Annotated in this window: 15 protein-coding genes; 3 read left to right on the plus strand and 12 right to left on the minus strand. The window is 66.2% G+C overall.

The features are described 5' to 3' along the window. Window positions 1-209 precede the first annotated feature (209 nt). Window positions 210-1766: an MFS transporter gene (locus ACVWZ5_RS16575; RefSeq protein WP_084941851.1), complete on the minus strand. Its 1557-nt coding sequence runs from the start codon at window positions 1764-1766 to the stop codon at window positions 210-212. Between the two features lie 149 nt (window positions 1767-1915). Between ACVWZ5_RS16575 and ACVWZ5_RS16580 the strand changes: the two genes are divergently transcribed. From ACVWZ5_RS16580 to cysC, 3 genes are read left to right on the plus strand one after another with little or no spacing between them, the layout of a single operon-like run. Continuing rightward, window positions 1916-2788 (plus strand): LysR family transcriptional regulator, encoded by an 873-nt coding sequence (locus ACVWZ5_RS16580; protein ID WP_062575265.1) that lies wholly within the window; start codon window positions 1916-1918, stop codon window positions 2786-2788. Further along, window positions 2778-3794 (plus strand): hypothetical protein, encoded by a 1017-nt coding sequence (locus tag ACVWZ5_RS16585; protein ID WP_069016248.1) that lies wholly within the window; start codon window positions 2778-2780, stop codon window positions 3792-3794. Before ACVWZ5_RS16580 ends, ACVWZ5_RS16585 begins: the two co-directional genes overlap by 11 nt. A 56-nt stretch (window positions 3795-3850) precedes the next feature. After that, window positions 3851-4426 (plus strand): adenylyl-sulfate kinase, encoded by a 576-nt coding sequence (gene cysC, locus ACVWZ5_RS16590; RefSeq protein ID WP_081100349.1) that lies wholly within the window; start codon window positions 3851-3853, stop codon window positions 4424-4426. A gap of 32 nt (window positions 4427-4458) precedes the next feature. Here cysC and ACVWZ5_RS16595 read toward each other — a convergent pair whose 3' ends face one another. From ACVWZ5_RS16595 to gabP, 11 genes are all read right to left on the minus strand, one after another. Continuing rightward, a complete protein-coding gene (locus ACVWZ5_RS16595) occupies window positions 4459-5955 on the minus strand; it encodes a TolC family protein (RefSeq protein ID WP_028692044.1) in 1497 nt (498 codons plus the stop codon). 62 nt (window positions 5956-6017) lie between these two features. After that, window positions 6018-13406, minus strand: coding sequence for an Ig-like domain-containing protein (locus ACVWZ5_RS16600; protein WP_336197382.1), 7389 nt, complete (start codon window positions 13404-13406; stop codon window positions 6018-6020). 138 nt (window positions 13407-13544) lie between these two features. Continuing rightward, window positions 13545-14135: a phage tail protein gene (locus tag ACVWZ5_RS16605; RefSeq protein WP_028692046.1), complete on the minus strand. Its 591-nt coding sequence runs from the start codon at window positions 14133-14135 to the stop codon at window positions 13545-13547. Window positions 14136-14210: 75 nt separating this feature from the next. After that, the gene (locus ACVWZ5_RS16610; RefSeq protein ID WP_028692047.1) at window positions 14211-14519 is read right to left on the minus strand and encodes a DUF6916 family protein; all 309 of its coding nucleotides are present in this window, start codon (window positions 14517-14519) and stop codon (window positions 14211-14213) included. 12 nt (window positions 14520-14531) lie between these two features. After that, window positions 14532-15026, minus strand: a complete 495-nt coding sequence (locus ACVWZ5_RS16615) for a GNAT family N-acetyltransferase (RefSeq protein ID WP_062575267.1) — start codon at window positions 15024-15026, stop codon at window positions 14532-14534. Window positions 15027-15201: 175 nt separating this feature from the next. Further along, complete coding sequence (locus ACVWZ5_RS16620; RefSeq protein ID WP_457340734.1) at window positions 15202-16185, minus strand: sulfotransferase; 984 nt, start codon at window positions 16183-16185, stop codon at window positions 15202-15204. Next, window positions 16173-16973 (minus strand): aspartyl/asparaginyl beta-hydroxylase domain-containing protein, encoded by an 801-nt coding sequence (locus tag ACVWZ5_RS16625; protein WP_062575269.1) that lies wholly within the window; start codon window positions 16971-16973, stop codon window positions 16173-16175. The genes ACVWZ5_RS16620 and ACVWZ5_RS16625 overlap by 13 nt, the downstream gene beginning before the upstream one ends. Window positions 16974-16998: 25 nt before the next feature. After that, window positions 16999-19095, minus strand: a complete 2097-nt coding sequence (locus tag ACVWZ5_RS16630) for an HlyD family efflux transporter periplasmic adaptor subunit (protein ID WP_084941849.1) — start codon at window positions 19093-19095, stop codon at window positions 16999-17001. Further along, window positions 19092-20411, minus strand: coding sequence for an efflux RND transporter periplasmic adaptor subunit (locus ACVWZ5_RS16635; protein ID WP_084941848.1), 1320 nt, complete (start codon window positions 20409-20411; stop codon window positions 19092-19094). Before ACVWZ5_RS16635 ends, ACVWZ5_RS16630 begins: the two co-directional genes overlap by 4 nt. Continuing rightward, the gene (locus ACVWZ5_RS16640) at window positions 20408-21184 is read right to left on the minus strand and encodes an efflux RND transporter periplasmic adaptor subunit (protein ID WP_096049279.1); all 777 of its coding nucleotides are present in this window, start codon (window positions 21182-21184) and stop codon (window positions 20408-20410) included. Before ACVWZ5_RS16640 ends, ACVWZ5_RS16635 begins: the two co-directional genes overlap by 4 nt. Before the next feature lie 141 nt (window positions 21185-21325). Next, window positions 21326-22720 carry a GABA permease gene (gene gabP / locus ACVWZ5_RS16645; protein ID WP_062575272.1) on the minus strand — a complete coding sequence of 465 codons (1395 nt, stop codon included), beginning with the start codon at window positions 22718-22720 and terminating at the stop codon, window positions 21326-21328. Window positions 22721-23015 lie beyond the last annotated feature (295 nt).

Genomic DNA, 23015 nt, shown 5'->3' on the forward strand with positions numbered 1-23015 from the left:
CGCTGCGATCTCTCATAGCGGGAGGCGAATCATACAGCGTTACAACCTGCTGTCAACTGCCTTTTTCACCGCTGCCGATCAGATGATCGAAGCACTTCCGCCACCCTCTTCAACAATCAACTCATTGATATTCAAGGAGTTTTTCGTTCCGATGTCGCTGGAAGTGGGGCGCATTATAAGGGGATCTGAAAGCCCGTCAACCGTTTATTTCATATATTTGCAATGTCCGGCGCTGTCTGATGAGGAGCCTCACCGATCGGCAAGGGCTTGTTCAGCAATACCCCCACCAGCACCGCAAAAATCAGCGCCGCGACACCCGCGCTGCACAGCACCGCCTCGAAGCCGCCGATGAACGCCTGGTGCGCCAGTGGTGCCGCCACCTCTCTCAACCTTGGGTCGAGCAACGCCAACGCGGCATGCAGATCCCCCGCTGCCACCCGCGTAGCCATCTCCCCCGCCACACCCAACGCCTCGGGTGCCTGGAGCGTCAGGGCATCGCGCAGCAGTTGCCCACTGCGCGCCGCAAGGATGCCGCCGAGAATGCCTATGGCAAGGACGATGGCCCCGAAGCGCGTGGTTGTGCTCAGCCCCGAAGCCATACCGGTGCGCTCACGCGGCACGCAGGCCATGATGTTCTTCTGCGTATCGCCATTGAGCAGCCCGGCTCCGGCGCCCAGCACGACACTGGCCAGGGCGAACGCGGCATAGCCACTCTGGCCGGTGGCCCAGGCGCAGGCCAGGTTGCCCACCCCGACCAGGACCAACCCCAATGCGAACACCTGGGCCGGCGACAGGCGCGCAGCCATGCGCATGCCCAGCCGAGGCGTGAGCAGCATGGCCACGGCGAACGGCAGCATGCCCGCGCCCGCGGCCAGGGCCGAGAGCTGCAAGCCGCTCTGCAGGTACAGCGGCAGCAAGGTCATCATCACCTGCGCACAGGCGGCATAGGCGAGCATCCCCAGCAAGGCCCCGATGAAACGCCCGCTGCGCATCAGGCCGAGGTCGACCATCGGCCGCGCCTGGCTGCGCTCGACCATCACGAACAAGCCAAGCAGGAACACGCCGATCAGCAGACGCCCCAACGTGGGGGCGCTATCCCAACCAACCCGATTGGCGTCGATCAAGGCCCAGGTCAGGTAGCCCAGGCCACCGGCGAAAGTCAGGCTGCCCAGTGGATCGAACCGCGCCGCCAAACCGTCGCGGGACTCCTCGATACTGCTTGCGACCATGAACGCCAGCACGATCACCAGCGGCAGGTTGATATAGAAGATCCAGCGCCAGCCCAAGGTACTGGCGATCAGCCCACCGAGCAGCGGTGCGAAGGTGATGGTCGCGCCCATGCAGGCGCCCCAGAAGGCCCAGGCCCGCATGCGTTCCTGCGGTGCGTGGAAACGGTGGCCGATGGCGGCCAGCGCGGCAGTCAGCAACAACGCGGCACCGATGCCCTTGGCTGCGCGGGCCAGATCAAGGAACAACAGGCTGGGCGCGGCGCCGCACGCCAGCGAGGCAGCGCCGAACAGCGCCAGGCCGAGCAGCAGCATGCGCCGCCTGCCGAAGCGGTCGGCCAGGCTGCCAGCGGGTAGCAGACAGGCAGCGAACGCCAGCAAATACGCACTGACCACCCATTCGATGTCGCTGAACGAGCCGGACAGATCACGGGCAATGCTGGGCAGGCTAACCGCGACGATGTTGGTGTCGAGGATGATCAAGGCGCACACCGCCGAGGCGGTGAACAGGGTGAAGCGCGGTGAGGCGGCGGCAGGCATGAAGGCTCCGTTACAAAGAGCAGGCGGGTCGTCGCCGCTTTACCGCCACGACGCCAGCCTTGTAGTGTTGCCTTCACCATAACGCCGCCGGGCACCTGGCTTGTTAGCCAGCACGTCCCGCGTCATTAGCGCCTGGCTAACGAGGCCCCATGGAGATACGTCACTTCCGCTACTTCCTTGCCGTCGCCCGTCACGGCCACTTCACCCGCGCCGCCGAGCAACTGGGCATCGCCCCGCCGACCCTGAGCCGGCAGATCCAGGACATGGAGCGTGAGCTGGGAGTGCGGCTGTTCGAACGCAGCCAGCGCGAGGTAAGCCTCACCGCCGCCGGCCGTGCCTTGCTTACCGAGGCCGAACAGGCGGTGCAGCAGTTCGACGCAGCACAGTTGGGTGCGCAGCGTGCAGGTCGCGGCGACAGTGGGAGGATCGAACTCGGCTACGTTGCCTCGGCAGCTTACTCCGGTACCCTGCAGCAACAGGTCAGTCGGTTTGTCCAGGCCTATCCCGACGTACAGCTGAACATTCGCGAAGTGCCCATGCTCGAGCTCCCCTCTCTTGTCGACGAGGGGCAACTCGACCTCGCCTACTTGCGTTCACCGATGGAGCTGCCGCAGCCCCTGAAAGCCGTCGCCTTGCATCAGGAAGATTTCGTCCTGGCGCTACCGGCCAGCTCGCGCCTCAACGAACTGAAGACCATCTCGGCCTCACGCCTGGCCGACGAAACCTTCATCTTGCCCGAGCAGATCTCCGGCACACTGGCAATTGCCACCCAGGGCAACTTCACCCCGCGCCTGGGGCCGCAACCGGGCAGCCTGGTGGCGGTACTCACCCTGGTGTCACTGGGCCAGGGCGTGGCCGTGGTACCGGCGTCGGTGGTCCAGCGTATCAGTTTGCCCCAGGTCAACTACCGGCCCATCGCCGACGCCCAGGCAAGTTCATGGCTGAGCCTGGTGCACCGCCGCTTCGAAAAGTCGCCCGCAGTGCTGCGCTATATAGAAGGAGTGCGCCAAGGTGCCAAATGATCAACTACGTACCGGTTATCGAGTGCTGCTGGCGTTGCTCGCCTGCCTGGCCTGGCCCGCGTGGGCCGGCGACGCCATGCAGACGATGGCGCTGGGCAAGCCTGCGCCCTACCCTTTCTTCACCTATGCCAATGTCAGGCTCGACATCCGCCTGCCGGTCCAACACGCAGTGATCGTGCTCCATGGCGTGCACCGTGATGCCGACCACTACTATCGCAACGGCCTGATCCTGCTCGGCAATGCGGGACTCACCCAGGACGACACGCTGCTGCTGGCCCCCCGCTTCTTCAGCGAAGACGATCCCCAGACAACGCCCACTGCGCCCTTGTGGGTAAAAAACCAATGGCTGCAGGGCCACGAGTCCGTGGCCGGACGCACCGGCATCTCAGCATTCGCGGTGCTCGACGACCTTCTCGCCTACCTTGGCGATCGTCATCGATTTCCACACCTTGAAGACATCACGTTGATCGGTCATTCCGCCGGCGGCCAACTGTTGCAGCGCTACACGCTGCTCGGCACGGGCGACCAGGCGCTGCGAGCCCTTGGGATCCACGTGCGCTACATTGTCGCCAGCCCCTCCACCTACCTGTACCTGGATGCCAACCGCCCCCTTGGCGAAGGCTTCGCCCCTTTAGCTGCCGCGCAGTGCCCCGACTACGACCGTTACCGCTATGGCCTGCCGGGCGCACCGGACTACTTCGCCACGCAGCATCTCGATGCCCGCCAGGTGCTCAGCCGCTACGCCGCACGCGACGTGACCTACCTGGTCGGCGAGCGCGACCGTCACCCGCACAGCCGGATCATGGACCGCAGCTGTGCAGCCCAGGCCCAGGGCCGTGACCGGGTCGAGCGGCAACTCAACTACCTGCGCTACGAGGCTTTACTTTCCCAGCGCTGGTCGATAGCGCTCGCGCATCGCCAGTACGTACTGCCGGGCATTGGCCATGACCCCGCCCACCTGCTGACCGATCCAAGCGTTGCCCAACTGCTGTTTTCCGGCCACTGACATACCACCACGCCGCGCAGTACACTGGGCCCCTCCCCCTTTCGGAGACGCCCAAGGTGCATCACGCAGGAAGCGATGAACATCCACCGGCACGTGCCCGATCTGGCGCAGTCATCTGGCTTACCGGACTCTCAGGCGCGGGAAAGTCGACACTGGCCCAGGCCCTGGCCCGAGAGCTCCAAGAGCTGGGACATGGCTGCTACGTGCTCGACGGTGATGTATTACGCACAGGGCTAAATGCCGACTTGGGTTTCTCACCCGAGGATCGCCATGAAAACATCCGCCGCACAGCCGAGGTGGCGGCGCTGTTCGCCGATGCCGGGCTGATATGCATCGCCGCGTTGATCTCACCTTATCGCGCGGGGCGCGCCGCCGCACGCCAGGCCTGCAAGGCGGGCTTCCACGAGGTGCACGTCAACGCTGATCTGGCCACCTGCGAGGCCCGCGATCCCAAGGGCCTGTATCGCCGCGCCCGAGCGGGAGAGCTGGCGGCCTTTACCGGGATCGATGCGCCCTACGAAGTGCCGGAGCGGCCGGAGCTGGTGGTGGAGACGGCACACGTGCCGCTGTCGATAGCAACGGCGCAACTGCTGGCGTACGTACAGCAGCGGGTACTGTACCAACCGCAGTAGGCGCGGGCTGGCCCCGCGCCTGCTGGTTGCGCTCAGCTGCCCGGGGCGATATCGCCACGCTGCCAGCGCGCCTCATTGTTGCTCAAGGCCTGGGCAATATCGGCCAGCTCATTGGACGGCAGGCTCTGCGGCAGCGGGTCGAGGCCGGCGCTGGCGAACAGCTGGCCATAACTGTTGCGCAGCTCGGCATAAGCCAAATCGCGACGCAGGTCGGCCTGCAGCGCGTTCAGCTCGCCCTGGATCAGCTCGAGCTCGCCGATCCCTTGTGCCTGGTGGCGGTTACGCAGTTGCTCGACGATCTGCTGGTCGAGGCTCACCAGTTGCTGGCTGGTGGTGAACTGGCGACGGGCTTCATTGTAGTTGGCGTTGGCCACGTACAACTGTGCCAGGATAGCCATGGACATGGCCTGGCGCCGTGCCTCGACCACCTGCTCGCCGGCCTTGGCCACATCTATGGAGGCAGGCCCCGACAGCACGTTGAACAGGTTCCAGGTGACCTTCACGCCATAATCGGCCCAATGCTGGTTGATCAGGAAGCTGTTGCTGTCGTAGTGACCGCCGGCCGAAAACTCCAACCCCGGCAACATGCGCAGCATCGACTTGCGCACCTCGGCGGCACTGATACGTGCCTGATAGTCCTGCTCACGCAGCTCGGGACGGGTCGCCAAGGCCTGCTGCTCCAGCGCTTCGAGGCCCACCTTGAGCTCCGGCACGCTGTAGTCGTCGGTGGCGGCGAGGGTCAGCTCGGTGCCGGGCGGCAGGTTGATCAACGCGCCCAGCTCGGTCTTGGCCAGCGACAAGGCCCGACGTTGCTCTTCCAACTGGCGGGTGGCCTCGATCAGCGCGCGCTGGTAGCCAAGCGCCTGGATCGGATCGCCGATGCGTTGCTCGCCCAGACGCTGGCTGTTGTCCCTGGCCTGGTCGACGCGCACCATCAGCGCATCGATCTGCTTGAGCAGGCGTTCGGCAGCCACGGCCCGCCAATAGGCCGAGCGCACGTCCTGGATGATGGTCTGCACCACCTTGCGCCGACGCTCCTGCACGATCAGGCGCTGGTCGCCCTGCTGCTTGGCGCTGACGTAGCTGACGCCGAAGTCGAGAACGTTCCAGACCATGGTCAGGTCGGCCACGTCGCGGTCACGGTCCTGGGAGGTCGACGGCTCCAGGGACTGGGTGTTGGTCAGCACGCTACGGCTGCTCGACGCGCTGACGTTACTGCGCCCGGCATAACCGGCCGACAGGGCCATGCGTGGCAGCATGTCGAAGCTGGCCAGGTCAACCTGGCGCTGGGCCAGGGCCTCCTCCATGACTTTCAGGCGGGCCTCCAGGTTGTACTTGACCGCCCTGGCCATGGCCTGGTGCAACGTCAGCGGCCCGTGCAGCGCCTCCTGGCCTTTGAACATACTGGCCAGGTCGGCCTTTGCCCGCTGCTCGCTGACGCTGCGGTCAATGGGCTGGGTCTTGACCGCGCACCCCGTCACCGCCAACGCCAGCACGCTTACCGCGAAAATCCTCGATGCTCTGCTCATCCCTGTCCGCCCCCTTGGTACGGCACTGCTGTTCTTCTAATGGATAGCTTGCGTCCGCTGGCTCATGCCTGCGGCGCGGGTACCTCTACCTGCCCCAACGCCTGCGCCAGTTGCCTGGCCTGACGTTGCTCCCCCTCCCGGAAGGCCTGCAGTTGCTGCCCCAGGGTTGGAGCCCCGGTCAAACCCTTCTCTGCCTCCGCTCCCTGGCGGAACGGCTTGCCGCCGCTGAGCTCGAACTGGCCACCGTCATCCGGCAGCGTCTTGTCGAAGATGTTGGCCAGGCTGCTGGCCCCGAAGACATTGGCGTCCCCACCGCCAAAGCCGAGGAAGCCGGCCCCAGAACCATTGCCGATGGCACTGTCACCCTGGTGACCGGCGAATACCTGGGCCAGATAGCTCGGCGCCAGCGCGCCGTTCTGGATGAACAGGTTGCCCAAGGTCGGCAGCCCGCCACCCGATGTCGGAACCTCGAACAACGGTTGTGGCAACAGCGGTGACTGGTATGGCGCGGTCACCGGCAGGTGCGAGACCGACACAGGCATGCCCGGGCTGACCTGCACCGGCTGCGCGGGCGGATAGGCCCGGAACTCCGGATCACCGTCGTTCGACTGCAGGGCCACGCCTTGCCCGATAAAGCCGCCGACCAGCGCGTTGCCCGCAGCATCGGTAATGCCGGTACCACTGGATCTGAGCGCCAGGGCCAGGCTACCGGCGCCGGCCACACCGCCGACGTTGATTTGCCAGGTGCGACCGTCGAGACGCACCAGCGATTGCAGGGTGCCGCTGGCGTTGCCATTGCCCACCAGCTCGAAGTCTGCCAGGTCGACACCGCTGACATCCTCACTGAAGGTCACGGTAAACGACTGGCCACCTGGTGTCGGCGAGGGGTTGGCCACGATCGACACCACGGTGGGTGGCGTACCATCGACGACCACACCATGGGTGTCACCGACATTTTCAAGAGCCGGTGTCAGCGCGTTGCCGGCGGCGTCCCTCAGGCTCGCCCCGTTGGCCGACAGCCCCAGCACCTGGATGCCGTCGGCATCGTTGTCACCGGCCTGGACTTGATATTGGAATACCAGTGTCGGCGTGCCCGAGCCGGCCACGAAGTCGGCGTACACCGTGCGCCCGCCCACATCCAAGGCAAGACGGGGTACCCCGTCGACCACCACCGCTTCGCTGGTGTTGACCACGAAGGTGAGCACATCGCCGGTGTTGTAGAGGACGCCGACCGGCACACTGACACTGCCCACCGTGGGGGCATCGCGGTCGATGCTGTACACGGCACCGGTGAGCCCCCCTACCAACGCGTTGCCAGCCACGTCGGTGATGTCGGTCGCACTGCCATTGAGGTTCAGGCCCAAGGTACCGGTCCCGCTCACACCGCTGACGGTGATCACATAGACACCGCCGCCCAGCGCTTGCAGGCCACTGAGCGTGCCGGATGCCGAGCCACTGCCGACCAGCGTGAAGTCGGCCAGGTCGACACCGCTGACTTGTTCACTGAAGGTCACCGTGAAACGCACACTCTGTGCATTGCTCGGCGACGGGTCGAGGGTGACGATACCGACCGCTGTCGGCGCCTGGGTGTCGACCAGCACCTGATGGGTGTCGGACACACCATTGAGGGTCAGGTTCATGGCGTTGCCCGCTGCGTCGGTCAGGGTCGCGCCATTGGCGGTGAGACCGGTGACGGTGACACCATCGCTGTCGTTGTCGCCGGGCTGGATGGTGTACTGGAACACCAGGGTCGTGGTGCCGGCCCCAGCCACCAGGTCGGCGAACACCGTGTGGCCGCCGATGTCCAGGGCCAGGCGCGGCGAACCCGCCACCTGCACAGCTTCGCTGGCGTTGACCACGAACACCAGGGCGTCGCCTGCGTTGTAGGAAACCCCGGCCGGGCCTCCGACGCTGGTCACGCTGGGCGCTCGGGTGTCGATGGCATAGTTGTTGGAGTCGGTGCTGCCTATCCCGGCGTTGCCGGAGCTCGCATCCACGACGCCGGTGTTGTCCAGGGAGATCAGGTTGCTGGTGTCCTCGACATTGCTGGTTGGGGTCAGGGTCGCGGTCCAGGTGATGCCGCCATCGCTGCTGCTCAACCCGCTCAAGGTACCGTTGGCCACGCTCAGGTCGGCCAGGGTAAAACCGCTGACCGCTTCGCTGAAGGTGATGGTCACCAGAGATGTCTCGCCAACGCGCAGGGCCGTGTCGGCGACCACGACGGTGGCCGTGGGGACGACGGTGTCGACTGTGTAGTTGGCCGACGAGGTAGTGCCGACACCGGCGTTGCCGGCCAGGTCGCTGACACCGGTGTTGTTCAGGGTGATCACATTGCTGAGGTCCCTCACCCCATTGCTCGGGGTGAAGGTGGCAGTCCAGGTGATACCGCCGTCGCTGCTGCTCACGGCGCTCAGGGTGCCATTGGCCACCGAGAGGTCGGCGTTGGTGAAACCGGTCACCGCTTCGCTGAAGGTGAAGGTTACCGTGGTGGTCTCCCCCGCTGTCAGATTGGGGTCGGCGATCACGATAGTGGCTGTCGGGCGCTGGCTGTCGATGGCGTAGTTGTTCGAATCGGTGCTGCCGGTGCCGGCGTTGCCCGCGATATCCGTCACGCCTGTGTTGTCCAGGGTGATCAGGTTGCTGGTGTCGGTGATACCGGCGGCCGGGGTCAGGGTCGCGGTCCAGGTCACGCCGCCGTCGCTGCTGCTCACCGCGCTCAGGGTGCCGTTGGCGATCGTCAGGTCGGCATTGGTGAAGCCGGTCACCGCCTCGCTGAAGGTGATGGTCACCAGTGACGTCTGGCCGATGGCCAGGTTGCTGTCGGCCACCACGATGGTGGCGGTCGGGCGCTGGGTGTCGATGGCGTAGTTGTTCGAGTTCGTGGTGCCGGAGCCGGCATTGCCACTGCTCGCGCCTACCACGCCACTGTTGTCGAGGGTAATCAGGTTGGTGCTGTCGGTGATGTTGTTGGTAGGGGTGAAGGTGGCGGTCCAGGTGATGCCGCCGTCGCTGCTGGACACCGCACTCAGGGTGCCGTTGGCCACCGTCAGGTCGGCATTGGTGAAGCCGGTCACCGCCTCGCTGAAGGTGAAGGTCACCTGGCTGGTTTCACCCACGCGCAGGGCCGGGTTGCTCACCACCACCGTCGCCGTGGGCTGCAGGGTACTGACTGTGTAGTTGGCGGAGCTGGTGGTACCGGCACCGACGTTGCCGGCCAAGTCGGCCACCCCGGTGTTGTTCAAGGTGATGACGTTGGTGGTGTCCTGCACGTTGACCGTCGGGGTAAAGGTGGCCGTCCAGGTGATGCCGCCGTCGCTGCTGGACAGCCCGCTCAAGGTGCCGTTGGGCGCCGTCAGGTCGGCCAGGGTGAAGCCGCTCACCGCTTCGCTGAAGGTGATGGTCACCGTGGTGGTCTCACCCACGGTCAGGTTGCTGTCGGCCATCACGATGGTCGCGGTCGGGCGCTGAGTGTCGATGGCGTAGTTGTTCGAGTCGGTGGTCCCGGCGCCAGCGTTGCCGGCGGCATCAGTCACCCCAGTGTTGTCCAGGGTGATGACGTTGGTCGCGTCGGTGATAGCACTGGTCGGGGTAAAGGTCGCCGTCCAGGTGATGCCACCATCGCTACTGGACACCGCGCTCAGGGTGCCGTTGGCCACGCTCAGGTCGGCATTGCTGAAGCCGGTCACCGCCTCGCTGAAGGTGATGGTTACCAGCGACGTCTGGCCGATGGCCAGGTTGCTGTCGGCCACCGCGATGGTCGCGGTCGGGCGCTGGGTGTCGATGGCGAAGTTGTTCGAGTCGGTGGTACCGGCCCCAGCGTTGCCGGCGGCATCGGTCACCCCAGTGTTGTCCAGGGTGATGACGTTGGTCGCGTCGGTGATGGCGCTGGTCGGCGTGAAGGTCGCCGTCCAGGTGATGCCGCCATCACTGCTGGACACCGCGCTCAAGGTGCCGTTGGCCACGGTCAGGTCAGCATTGGTGAAGCCGGTCACCGCCTCGCTGAAGGTGATGGTCACCAACGACGTTTCACCGATCCTCAGGCTGCTGTCGGCCACCACGATGGTCGCACTCGGGCGCACGGTATCGATGGCATAGTTGTTCGAGTTGGTGGTGCCGCTGCCGGCGTTACCCGCCAGGTCGGTCACGCCGGTGTTGTCCAGGGTGATGAGGTTGGTCGCGTCGGTGATGGCGCTGGTCGGGGTAAACGTCGCCGTCCAGGTGATGCCGCCATCACTGCTGGACACCGCGCTCAAGGTGCCATTGGCCACGTTCAGGTCGGCATTGGTGAAGCCGGTCACCGCCTCGCTGAAGGTGATGGTCACCAGCGAGGTTTCACCGATGGTCAGGTTGCTGTCGGTGACCACGATGGTCGCGGTCGGGCGCATGGTATCGATGCTGTAGTTGGCCGAGCTGGTGGTGCCGGCGCCAGCATTGCCGGCCAGATCGGTGACGCCCGCGTTGTTCAGGGTGATGACGTTGCTGGCATTGGTGAGGTTGTTGGTCGGGGTGAAGGTGGCGGTCCAGGTCTTGCCGCCATCGCTGCTGGACACCGCGCTCAAGGTGCCGTTGGCCACCGTCAGGTCGGCATTGGTGAAGCCGGTCACCACCTCGCTGAAGGTGATCGTCACCGTCGCGGTCTCGCCCACTTTGAGGGCCGTGTCGCTGAGTGTGATGGTGGCGGTGGGCGGGACGGTCTCGTGGATGGCCACCGACACCGATGCCGCGCTCGAAGTGCCACCGTCGCCATCGTTGACCGTGACCGACAAGGTACGGGTGGCCTGGCCGATGCTGTTGGCGGCATTGCTGTTGTCGTAGGTGAGGTTGCGCACCACCGCCTGGACCGCCGCCGCCGTGGCATTGCCGTTGAATGTCAGCACCAGGTTTGCGCCCCCCGTGCCTCCGGTATAGGTGCCGATGGCCACGCCGCCGTAGCTGACCGTGTTGCCGCTGACGCCGATCTGCCCGGCGCCATTGCCCTGGTTGCGAATGCCCAGCACATCTTCGCCGGCTACGCCGTTGGCGCTCACCGCCACGGTCAGGTTGCCGCCGGCGAAGTCGACCGAGTCGCTGTCGGTGACGGTGGCATTGCCGCCGCTGTCGAGCAGCACCGAGCCTGCGCCTTGGGAGAAGGTCTGACTGTCGCCGTTGAGGTTGGCGATCACCGGGGCGGCATTGGGCGGCTGGACCACCACCGAAGCGGTGCGGGTGGTGCTGCCCATGTCGTCATTGACGCTGACCGTCACGCTGCGCGTGCCGCTGGTGTATGCCCCGGTGCTGTTGCCGTAGGCGACCACGGCGAGGATCGAGCGGTACTGGGCCAGGGTGGCCACACCGCTGAGCGACAGCACCGTGGTGCCGGAGCCGCTGATGGTGATGCCGTAGCTGGCCGCGGTGGCGATCTGCCCGGCGCTGAGCGACAAGGTTTCGTTGCCGCCGTCCAGCACGCCACCGAGGGTCAAGGTCGCACCGCTGACCTGGGTGTCGCCGTCGGTCTGGGTGAGGCTGATGTTCGGCACGATGGCCACCGGGCTGCCGGTGAAGTTGACCGTGCTGTCGTTGCCCCCGGTGCCGGTGTCCAGGTCGACCACCGGCGGCGCCGAATACAGCACCTCGTAGGCGCCGATATCAACGCCACCGCCACGGGGCCGGTCGAAGCCGCGCAGGTCGGTGAGCGGTGCGCCGGCGAGGGTGCCCTGGTCGATGGCGTTGCTGGCGGTGCTGGCCAACCGGTAGTCACCGGTGGCGGTGTTGACGAAGTTGACCGCGGTACCGATCAAGTTGGTGGTGCTGGTGTAGCCGCCGCCAACGCCACCATTGGTGGCCGCATCGAGCTGGGTGCCGTTCACGGTATTGCCGGTGAAAATGCTGTTCTGCACCGTCACCGTGCCGGCCTGGCCGCTGACCCAGCCGAGGCCGCCCGAGGCGATGCTACCGGTACTGGTGTTGAGGAACACGTTGTTGGCAATGGTGCTGTTGGTGATGCGCACCGTGCCCCCGCTGTTGCTCAGCACGATGATCGAGCCGGCCGCCACCGTGCCGGTGGCGCCGTAGGTGCCGGTGTTGTTGTAGATGGCGACGTTTTCCAGCACGTGGTTGTTGGCGCCGCCCAGGCGCACGAGCGTCGACATGGCGGTGCCGCCGACAATGCTGGCGCTGTTGTCGTGGATCGTGGTGTTGCGCACCACCACGGTGGATCCTGCGGTGGTCGCCGAGTTGATCACCGTGCCGGCGTTGCTCTCGAAGTTGGAGTCCTCGACGGTGATTGAGCCGCCGTTGGCGCGGATCGCGCCGCCAGCGATGTTGCTGGAGAAATGACGGAAATCCAGGTTGCGCACGGTCAGCACGCCACCGCTGTTGCTTTGCAGGCCCGAGGCTTCGAGGGGGTCGCGGGTACCGTTGTTGTTGACGTCGCCGCTCAAGATGATGTCGCCCTTGCCGTCACCGTCGACATCTCCGTTGATGGTGATGTTGCTGGTCACCGCCAGTGCCGTGGCCGAGGACCAGCGGATGGTCTGCCCTTTCAGGTTCTGGTGGAACACGATGATGTCGCTGCCGCTGCCTGCGGCCGAGCCGTCCACCGAGGTGTCGGTGTTCGCGGCCTGGATGGCCTCGGCCAGGGACACCTGGCCATCGTTGGTGATGGCCGACGCATCGGTGGTGGTGACGGTGATGGTCGCAAGCGAAGTGTTGAAAGCCGACAGGTTGCCACGCTGCACGCCGACGTCCGTGGCCACCACCCCGGAGACGGTCTCCAGCGCCCAGTCCTCGCCGGCGCGGTTGCCGGTGGCGTCGGACGAAGCGCCTACATCCGCACCGCTGAGCCGCGCCACTTCGTTGACGAACAGCTGGCCGTCGCTGCCGGCCCCGGTGTTGCAGGCAAAGAACCGGATGTCACCGCCCGGCGCCAGGCTGCTGCCAATACGCGCAAGGTCCGCGCCATGGCTGGCCAGCTGGTTGGCCCAGATGGCGTTGCCGGCCAGGTAGACATAGCCCTTGTCACCGTGGCTGATGATATCGATCGAGGTCACGTCGTTGCGGCCATCGAGGTAATCGGCGATCTGCTTGAAACCATCCTTGCCGTTCTCCAGCACCACCACTTCGACCCCGGCGGGCAGGCCGGCAATGAGCTTCTGGTAGTCGCTGACGGCGGAGTCGACGAATACTACTTCGTGGTTGCCCGAAGCTGCCGTGACCGGCGCGGTGGCGGGCGCCGCCTCGTGGACGGGCTCGTGGGTGGCGCTGTCGCGGGTGCTGGCCGCATCGCTCGCGGCGCTGGTGTCCTTGGCCACGCTGGCGGCTGCGACTGCTTCGACCGCCTGGGCGCCCTGGTCGGCGACCACGCCCACCGAGGCGTCGAACATCATGCGCGGCTCCAGGGCCTGGATGAGGCTCGGGCGGCTCGTGGAAACGTTGGGTGTGTGGGTGTCCTTGCCGCGTTTCCAGAATGCCATGATGCCCTCGCTCAGCCCTGGGGCTGGTTGTGCGTGCCGCCCTTGCGGGTGAGGACGGCCTGTCCTTGTTGGAAAATCCTGAACGGACGACGGGGCGCCGATGTGCGCCCCGCAGCCCTGCTTGTTGCCTACCCGGCCTCAGTTGCGGGACGGGAACAGCCCTTCCACTGCAATGATGAAGTTGATACCCAGGTAGGGGTTTCGGATCGAGAAGGGCTGGCTTTGCCCCGTGGTCGCACCGGTGCTGGCCGGAATGGTGAGGTTGAACGGTTTGAGCGTCGTGTCGCTGGCGGTCGAGGCATAGATGTCGATCGCAGCACCGGAGCCCGTGGTGTCCTTGGGCTTGGCCAGCACGCCACTGGTCGAAGGTGCGGGCAGGTCAGCATCGCCTTCCGCTGCGGGGATGGCGACCGACACCGTGCTGGCCGGGATGATGACGGGTTGCGAGGCCATGTTCAGTGACGTCAGGCTGGCCGTTGGGGCACCTGCCACCTCCCCTAGCACGACATTCGGCAACCCCGGCCCCGTCCCTTGCTGGATAGGCGCCCGGCCACGCAGGTCAGGCAGTGCGAAAGTGGTCTGGCCATTGCCACCGTAGGTCGTCCCGAGAATCGAGAACAACGCGGTGTTCTGGGCGATGCTCAGAAGCTGACCTTGGCAGAAGGCCCAGCCCCGAGGGGCGAAGTTGCCTGCGAACAAGGTGATCTGACCGAGGAACGGCTCACTCATTTGCTGCTCTCCTATGACAACACTGCGAAGACGGGCCCCATGGCCCGCCGGACATGACGCGTGTGGCGGACGCCCTCAGAGCGGCCGGTCTACGTGAAAAATCGCTTCCAGCACCGGGCGCCCATCGTCATCGGGGCTCACCGGCGTCATCAACAGCAGCCAACCTTGCTCGCCTGGCGGCGACAGGCGGAACACCGCCTGCGGCAGCTCGGTGCCGGCCGGCAGGGCGAATTCCGCCGCATAACGCTGGTGACGCGGCGACATGGCCTGGCCCTCGGTCACGGCCAGCAGCTGCGCCTCGAGCGCCTGCTCGTCGCTGACCCACAGCTGGAAGTGGCTGCCGGTGGCCTGTTGCAGTGCGTCGAACGTGGGCATGGCATGCATGGATCTGGTCCTTCAGGCACGAATGGCAGTGGTGAGCGCCGCTCGGCGCATCTTCAGGGACAGGCCGGTCTCGCCGACCACCTCGAACCCGCAGCGCTGGTAAAGCCGCAAGGCCGGGTTATGAGGGGTGACATGCAGGCCGGCGCTGAGGCCATCGGCATCGGCTTGCGCCAGCCACTGCACGAGCAACCGGCTGCCGATGCCGCGCCCGCACCAGGCGGGCAACAGGGCCATGTCGATGAACTGCACGTGGCTGTCGGTCCAGTGCAGGTAGACGCGGCCAATGGGCTCGCCCGCCACTTCGATGATGAAGAAGTCGGCGTCGGCGAACTGGGCTTGGTAATAGTCGTGCTGGGCTTGGAACTGCTGGTCGAGGAACACATCGATGGCGGCCTGGGGCCACGGCAGCAGGGCCATTTCGGCGGCACGGGTGGTGCCATAGAGGGTGCGTAGGAACGCCCGGTCGACGTCCAGGACGGGACGGAGGCTCACCTCGGAAATGGACATCGGGTATGGCTTCCCTGCATAAGGTTACCCCATGGTGAGGGGCGCACATCCAAGTGAATTGTCCTACACAATCTGCAGCAGCGTAGCCGAAGAGCAAGGCAAATAGCCACTACCCGAACAGGGTCTTTCCAACTTTTTTCTCAAACACCCGTTCGAGGTAGTTTGACGCCATTTCCTAGACGTTTCGCAACCGTATGGATTCCAACGCGTTGTAAGGCGCCTGGGCCCAACGCCTGACCGCAGCCCGTGTTTCGTCGCCGGCCTCCTCGCGCTTGCGCTGGCTGTCGGCGCTGAAGTTCATGGCCGGCTGCTTGGCGTCGAAGGTCGCGACGGCGCGCAGGTCTGCCACATCGCCTGGCTGGATGCCGAACAGTGGCCCGAGGCGTCCCCAGACGGCGTCGGGCAATTCGCTGTAGTTCACGGCGATGGCGCCGTGGCGTTCGCACAACGTTAGGCCAGCCGCGAGAATTTCTCCAATCATCCGGCAGGTGTATTCCACCGCGCCCATGGCTTGGGGGGCAGGCAGCAGGCTGTCGAGGCCCGAAGCACCGAGCAGCCCCGGCACCCGGTGCATGCCCGCCTGGCGCAGTTGCGAGACAACGATTTCCAGTGGGTCGCGGTAGAGGAACACCCGGGCCGCGTCGGGATACAGCGCCGTCAGCAGCGGTGCGTCGAAGATGCTCCAGGCGTCGAGCTTGATCAGCAGTTGCTGCTCGTCACCCTGGCGGCGCTGGCCATAGGCCGAGCACAGTGCGCGCAGGGCCTCGGCTTGCCAGCTTGCGGCGGCTGGATCCTGGCGCGCGGCGCGCAGCAGGTTGTCCAGCGGCGCAGGTTCGGACAGCACGATGTTACGGGGCTGGCTGGCCAGCAACTGGGCGACCAGGGTCGAACCACAACGTGAAGCGTGGAACACCAGGGCCGTGGGGCTCAGGCCCGGACTGCATGCAAACCCGTCGAGCAGCGCCTGGACATCGGTTTCGCGGCGCATCGCCTGGTTGAACGGCAGGCGCAGCGCCAGGTCGACATCGTCGCGGAAGAATGGCCGGCTCAGGCGCCGCTCGCCAAACCAGCACCAGTCCACCCGCCAGCCGGCGTCACCTTGCCAGAGGCGAATGGGCAGCCAGCCCTGAAAGTCCAGCGGAGTGTTCATACGCGCCATTGATCGCTCCATGCCTGTTTGCCCCGGCGCATGGCGGCCAAGACCTCTGCGTCGGAAAACAACTGCCCGTGCTCGGCGCCCAATCGCACGGCCTCGGCGACGAATGCTCGAGGGTCCTCAAGTGCCTGCAGGCGTGCGGCCAACGCCGGTGACTCGGCCACCTGCTGACAGAACCGTTCGAATGCCTGCCCCGCCCTGCCCACCTGCAACGTTGGCGTGCGCGCCAGCCCCTCCTCGATCAGTGCCAGCAGCCAAGGGGCTGGCGTGCAGTCGAGCACCAGGTGGATGCGTTCGCCGGGCCCGGGGTTGTTGACTCGGTGAGGTCGCGACAGGTCGATGAACCAGCATTCGCCGGGGCACATCGGCACCTGCAGGTCGTCCACCAGAAATTCAACGCCGGGCGGGCTGAGCAAAGGAATGTGCAGGCGCAGGCAGCCGCCGGGGCGCCCCAGGTCGGGATCGCGGTGCTCGTGGATCCTGGCACCTTCCCCCAGGCGCAGCAGGCGGGCGGCGCGCAGCGAGGACTGGAACGGCGCCAGCACTGCTTGCCAGGCTGCTTCGCCCTGCCACCAGATCAGGTCTTTGGGAGCGCCCAGGCCAGGAGCCAGTGGCACCGAGGCATCCTCGGCGGTGACCAAGGCCACACCACTCCAGTCACCCTCGTGATACCCCCTGTTGAAATGCGCCTGCCAGGCCTCGGCCCGTACCCGGGCCAATGCCTGCAGCAATGCCGGCAAGTCCGTGGCCAAAGCCAGTCGGGAACAACGCGGCAACGTGACCTCACTCATGCAGCGCCCTCGTAGTGAATGCTTACTAGAAACCGCTCTCGCGCACGCCCAATGCCGCCAGCCGACGCCAGGCGCTGCCCAGCAGCGACTCCCGGGCCCCATCGAGCACCACCACCCCGCGCAGTGGCTGGTTCACGTCGGGCATCTCGGCCAGCGGGCTCAGGCGTACGCCGTATTGTGCCTGCACCGGCTCCGCGCGCTGCTGGGCATCGCGACGCACGGCCACCGGCCCATGGCGATCGGACGCCAGCGCCTCGAGCTCCAGCACCGCCACGCCGGTGGCATCGACCTGCTCGACGCGCACCGGCAACGCCGGCCGCCCCGGGTCATCGGCGATGAAGCGTCCCTCGCTGCCAACCGCCACGCGCCACAGGTCGGCCTCGGCCAGATAGCCCCGCAGGCGCAGGCCTGGCTCGACCAAACGGCCGAGTGTCTGTGCCGGGCTGACCCATTGTCCTGGGGCCAGATCGGCCGGCAGGTCACGCAGTACCCCCGCACGCGGCGCCCGCAGTTGCAGGCGTTCACGCTGGGCCGCCAGCCCCCGATATTCGGCCACGGCCTCGGCCAGCTGCTGCTCGAGCACACCGGTATCGCCCGCCGTCTCGCTGCGGCCGGCCTGACGCCGCAAGAGCAACTGCAGGATGTCGATCTCGCGACGCACAATGGACTGGCGCGAAGCCAGGTCGGGCGACTCCAGTTCCACCAGCAGTTCACCTTGGGCGACTACCTGCCCTTCTTGCACCGGCAGACGCTTCACCCGAGCCGCCACGGGCGCGTGCAAGGCGTTGACCCGGGACGCCTCGAGCATCGCCGGCACGTCCACCGCGCCGCGCCAGGGCACCACCAGCACGGCCAACAGCAGCGCCAGCGCGGCTGCGACCCGCAAGGTCTTGCCCGGCGCCGCCTGACCACGGCGCAGCCACCACTGCTGCAGCTCCTTCCACACCGGCAGGCCGATGAACCACACCAGTTCCACCAACATCAGGAAGATGCCCAACACCTTGAAGAACAGGTGATACACCGCCAGGGCGATACCGAAGAACAACACCGCGCGCCATAGCCAGGCGCCATACCCCCAGACCAGCAATCGCCGGCGCATCACCGGCGGCCAGGCTTCTGGAGCCGGCTCGCCATAGCCGAACAGGGCCTCGCGCAGACACCAGCGACACAGGGCGAAGGCGCGCTGCTGCAGGTTCTCGACACCCCACAGGTCACTGACCAGGAAGTAGCCATCGAAGCGCATGAACGGGTTGAGGTTGACCAGCAAGGTGGTGATCCAGGTGGCACTGGCCAGCATGAATGCCGCCGTGCGCGCCGGGCCATCGGGCAACAGCGACCAGGCCAGCAGCGCCAAAACCGCCAGCACCAGCTCGGCGAACACCCCGCCGGCGTCGATCAGCAGCCGCGAGCGGCGGTCACGCACCCGCCAGGCATCGCTGACATCGGTATAGAACATCGGCAGCAGCACCATGAACGCCAGCCCCATGCTCTGCACCCGGCAGCCGGCACGCTTGGCCATGAATGCATGGCCGAACTCGTGGCAGAGCTTGGCGAACCCCAGCGCCACGCCGAATGCGAGGATGCCGCCCAGGCTGAACAGGTGCGGGAAGGTGGCGATGAAGCGCGACCAGTCGCGCGCCACCAGGAACACGCCCAACGCCAGCAGCAGCGGCAGGGCCACGCGCACCATCCAGCCGCCGTGACGTTCGAGTACCGGCCAGGCACGATTGAGGAAAGCATCCGGACGCCACAACGGAATCCGGAAGAACAGGTACTGGTGCAGCACGCGCGTCCACAGGCTCTGGCGGGTCGCGGCGGCCTTGGTCGCATAGCTGTCGCGCTGGCGGGCGTCCTCGGCGCTGATCAGATCGTGCTGGCCGAGGAACAGCAACAGTTCTTCCAGCGCCTGCTGGTCGACGGCCAGGCCGGGTTCGGCATTGGCCGCCGCCAGCACATGCTGCGGGTCGCCCAGACGCCAGTGTTGCAGCAACCGCACGGCAATGGCACCGAGTTTGAAGTAGCGCCCGCGCAACGGGTCGGCGAGGGTCCACTGGGGCGCGCCATCGTGGCCGGGCGCCGCCGCGGACAGTTGCAGGTCGGCCCGCAGCGGCGGCAGGTTCATAGCCCGAGCCCCTGGCGCAATGCCGCCAGTGGTCGACGCAGCAGGTAGTAGACCAGCGGCGCGCGCTCGCCATACAGCTTGGCGGTCCCGCGCAGGCCGATCCGCGGTGGCGCCTCCTCGAAACCGGCGTCGAGCCGGTAGGCGAGCTGCCCGGCGGCAGTCACCTGGGCCTCGTAGGCGGCGCGCTGCAGGCGAGCACCATGGCGATGCAGCGGATCGCTGTCGAGAAACAGCGCCACCTCGGCGCCAGGCTGCAAGGCGATGGCATCGCCCACCGGCAGCTCCAGGCGCAGCTCGGCCTGCTGTGGATCAGCCAGTTGCATCAGGCGCTCGCCGGTCTGCACCGGCTTGCCAGTCCAGCGCTCGGCATCGGCGAACACCGCAATCCCCGCGCGCTCGGCGCGGATCTCGCTGCGGCCGAGGAGCTGGCGGGCGTAATCCAGCTCGGCACGCTTCTGCTCCACACGAGCAGCCAGCAGATCGAGGCGTGCATTGGACTCGGCGTCGCTGAAGGCGCGCTGGGTGCTGGCTTTGAGCTCGGCCTCGGCCACGCCGAGGGCGCGCCCGGCGACGTCGGCCTGGGCCTTGAGCGTGGTGGCATCGAAGCGCACCAGCACGTCGCCAACGGCGACCGTCTGGTTGGGCTTGACCAGAAATTCGGCGATCACCCCGTCCAGCGGCGCGGCGACCACCCGTCCCGCCCGTGGCACGACCTCGGCCGGTGCCAGCACCGACTGGCGCACCGGCACCAGCAATACCAGCAACAGTGCTGCGGCCACCGTCAGCAGACGCCGCCGTGGCCAGCGCAGGCGCCAGGGACGGACCGGGTGCAGGGCCAGCCAGGCATGGGCGTAGGTATCGCCCAACTGGTTGAGCAGGGCCTGCTCGGCGGGGGTGAAGGCTTGATCACGGGCCAGCCACAGGCCACCGAACACGTCGCCCTTGCGGTCGAGCAGCGGCAACCAATAGGCATGAGCGGCCGACAATGATTGCCAGTCGGCCAGTGCCTGGTCATCCAGCCTGGCCGGGTCTACCACGGCGGCCTGAGCGGCCAATCCAGCCCTTTGCAAGCGGTGAGCGGCGCGCTCGACGAACGCCACGAACGGCGCATGGGGCTCCACCACGCTTATGCCGGTCAGCGCCCGAACCTTGCCAGCGATCAGCAGCGCGGCATGACGAAAGCCGAACAACGCCTGGCCGTCATTGACCATGCTGTAAGCCAACTGCTCGGTGCTGGCGGCCTGGCGCGCCTGGCGCTGCAAACCGAGAAAGTGGGCGAAGGCATGCTCGGCCACACCTGCGGCAGCGGCGGTCATGGCTGTTGCGCGAAGTGGGCGGTACCGCTCATGCCGGCCAGCAGCCCTTGGCTGTCGCTGGGCAGTTCACCGATCAGTTGCAGGGTCTGGCTGCCTTCGTCGATTCGCGCGCCGACACGCTTGACCTGTGCCTGCAGCGGCCTGCCGGTTTCATCCGGAACGAATTCGAACGGCTGACCGGGCTTGAGCCGCCCCAACCAGCGTGAGGGTACCAGCAGGTGGATTTCCAGCGAGCGGTTGTCCACCACCTCGATCAACGGCGCACCGCTGGGCACGCTTTCATGGGGCTGGGCTCGGCGCTGCACCACCCGCCCGTCGAAAGGCGCGCTGATCACACAGCGTTTGATCTGCACCTGGTACACCTGGGCTTCGGCCTGGGCCTGGGCCTGCTTGGCCTCGGCCAGCGACACCTCGAACTGGCCGACTGACTTCAGGGCAGCCAACTGGCGGTTGTGCCTGAGTTCCTCACTGGCGGCACGCACGGCGGCCTGGGCGGCATTGAGCTGGGCTTGATAGGCGCTGCAATCGAAGCGGGCCAGGGTGCTGCCCTTTTTGAAGTCCTGGCCATCGGCGAAGGGCATTTCGACGATGCGCCCGGCCAGTTCACTGGACAACACGGCTTGGTCACGGGCCCGCAGCACGCCACGGGGATTCTGTTCGGCGCTGCCGCTGGCGGAGGTGTCGAGCAAGGGGTCGGCAGGCGACTCGCCGGCATGCGCCAGCGGCAGGTGCAACACACACAGGGTCAAAGCCAGACGGATACCGCGAAGCATGTTGCGCACTCCCTTGCGAGCTGGTTGCCGGGAGTGTAAGGCAAAAAATGATGGCACGGATACATCACCTGGATGAAGAACCGGGCCACTCGAAGGATCCGGCAAATCCTCCGAGTGGCGGCCAGCGCCGTCGCAATGACCTCAACCCAGCGAACGCGCCCCCACGGCCCTGCGGGAATGTCCACGGGTGGTGACGATCCCCAGGAACGAGATCACGATCGCCAGGCTCAAGGTGGCGGTCACCTCGGCGCGGTGCTCCTCGGTGAGCATCATCACGGCCAGGGCACCGCTGATGAACAGGATCACCGCCCAGGTCAGCCAGGGGAACAGCCACATGCGGAACTTGAGGTTGGCGTTCTCGCGCTCCAGCCGACCACGCATGCGCAGTTGCGAAATGGCGATCACCAGGTACACCAGCAGCGCGATGGCGCCGGAGCTGGCGAGCAGGAACTCGAACACGCCCTTGGGTGCAAAGTAGTTGAGGATGGCGATGGCTGCGCCGATCAGGGTGCTGCCGAATACCGCGGCGCGCGGTACCCCCACCTTGGACGTGTGCTTCAGCAAGGCCGGGGCATCGCCACGCTTGGCCAGCGAGTACATCATCCGCGAAGCGATATAGATCGATGAGTTCATGCAGCTGGTCACCGCGATCAACACCACGATGTCGACCATCAGCGCCGCGTTGGGGATGTTCATGATTTCCAGCGCACGCTGGTAGGAACCCACTACCGCCAGTTGCGGGTCATTCCACGGCACCACCGAGATAATCACGAAGATCGACAATATATAGAACGTACTGATACGCCAGATCACCGAACGGGTGGCCTTGGCGATGTTGCGTGCCGGGTCGCTGGACTCGGAGGCGGCGATGGTCACCGCCTCGGTGCCGATGAAGCTGAACATCACGGTGATGAAGGCGCCGACCACCGCGGACCAGCCCTTGGGCGCGAAGCCGCCATGCTCGTCCATCAGCGTGCTCAGCCCACTGACCTCGCGCTCCGGCAACCAGCCCAGCAGCGCGGCGAAGCCCAGGCCGATGAAGCCGAGAATGGCGGTGACCTTGAGAATGGCGAACCAGAACTCGAACTCACCGTACTTGGCCACGCTGAACAGGTTGGTGCAGGCCAGCAGCAGCACCGAGGCCAGGGCGAAGATCCAGCTGTCCACCTGGGGGAACCAGGCGTTGAGCACATGCCCGGCGGCCAGCGCCTCGATGGGGATCACCAGCACCCAGAACCACCAGTACAACCAGCCGATGGTGTAGCCCGCCCAACGACCGATGGCCTGGTCGGCGTAGGTGGAAAACGAGCCGGTGTCGGGGTGGGCCACGGCCATTTCGCCGAGCATGCGCATGACCAGCACCACCAGGGTGCCGGCCACGAAATAGGAGAGGATGGTGGCCGGGCCGGCCGCCGCGATGGCGTGCCCGGAGCCGACGAAGAGCCCCGCGCCGATGATGCCGGCGATGGACAGCATCGTTACGTGACGTGGCTTGAAACCTTGAGCAAGGTTGCCATCAGTTCCCACGGTGTTCATTGGTCTTGTTCTCTTTTTGCTGACACAAGGAAGGGACGGGCAGGGGCAGGCGAAACGGTCTCCTCGGCAAAGGGCGGAGTACGTTGCGCACGCTCTGTTACGGCCTTCTCACGCGCCCGGGCAACGCACCGTGGGGATGCGGGCTTCACTTTAAGCCGGGCGCGGCGCGAGCAAAATGCTCGAAAACGTCAGACAACTGTTCGATCACGACACCGCGTGCCCACGCACGTCAGTCAAGCCCCCGGACGTGCCTGTTTGCGTCAGTCGCGGTCACGCCGGTAGTGCCAGTAGAAGT

It is taken from the genome of Pseudomonas sp. TE6283 (assembly GCF_054060555.1).